Source organism: Candidatus Cloacimonadota bacterium (genome assembly GCA_034661015.1).
Taxonomy (GTDB): domain Bacteria; phylum Cloacimonadota; class Cloacimonadia; order JGIOTU-2; family JGIOTU-2; genus JAYEKN01.
Map to the genome: position 1 here is coordinate 1 of JAYEKN010000020.1, position 1,232 is coordinate 1,232.

Genomic DNA, 1,232 nt, shown 5'->3' on the forward strand with positions numbered 1-1,232 from the left:
GGTGAAGGAATCGTTGGGGCTGTTATTGAAACTCAAGAACCAATCGTAGTTAACGATGTTTCAAAAGATACTCGTTTTTTTAAGGGTGCAGATAAATCGAGCGGATTTGTAACAAAATCAATTCTCTGCGTTCCTCTGATTACAGAAAAACAAATCTGGGGTGCGATAGAAGTTATCAATAAAATTAACGGCAAAGATTTTTCTTCGAGGGATATGGAGTTTTTGCAGATCATTGCGGGACAGTCTGCCATATCAATTGAAAATGCAACTCTTCATGAGCGAATCGTGCAAAGTGAAAAAATGGCAGCGATCGGTCAAACTATTACGGGTTTGGCACACTGCATAAAAAATGTTCTACAGGGAGTTGACGCAGGAACCTATATATTGAACAAAGGGATTGACAAAGAAGATTTCGATACCATTCATAAGGGTTGGGAACTCGTTAAGGATAATAATGAATTTATAAAAAATCTGGTGCTGGATATGTTGTCCTATTCCCAAAAAAGAAATCCCGTTTACGAAGTGAAAGATATAAACGAACTGCTGTCTTCCACATTAAAACTTTTTCATCAAAAGGCACAATTAAATGGAATAAGATTTCAAAAAATATTCGATCCCGATCTTATGTTCGTTCAAGTGGACCAGATGGGAATTAAACGATGCATAATAAACCTCCTCACAAATGCTTTTGATGCAATTTCAGACAATCCTGAGGGTAAGATTACGGTTCAAACTGAGAAAATTGACGAGGATAATTTTGCCGTGAAAATATCCGATGATGGAACTGGTATTGATGAGGAGAGCATCCCAAAATTGTTTGATACATTCTTCAGCACAAAAGGGGCAAAGGGAACCGGCTTGGGACTTGCTGTAACAAAAAAAATAATATCAGAACATAAAGGAAATATTTCTGTAGTTTCCGAAAAGGGCGTTGGCACCACATTTTCAATTACACTTCCCATAAGAGATAGTGCAACTCCTATTCTCACAAAAGAACCGGCACAACGAAGAAAATTGCAGGATGTTATAAAAAAGAAAAAAATATTGATCATTGACGATAAAGAACAAAATATTGAGTTAACTATGGAGTTGCTGGACGAAATTGGCGATTTTTCTTATCAATCATCTCTAGACGGATATGACGGACTTATTAAGGCTGAGGAATTTCAGCCGGATCTAATTCTGTTGGATGTTCAAATGTCCGGAATGAATGGGTTTCAGGTTTTTCAAAA

General features: G+C 37.0%; 1 protein-coding gene. It reads left to right on the plus strand.

Annotated features, from left to right (window positions below; genetic code table 11):
* The coding region (locus U9P79_00540) for an ATP-binding protein (GenBank protein MEA2103121.1) at positions 1-1,232 on the plus strand (1,232 nt) is incomplete at both ends.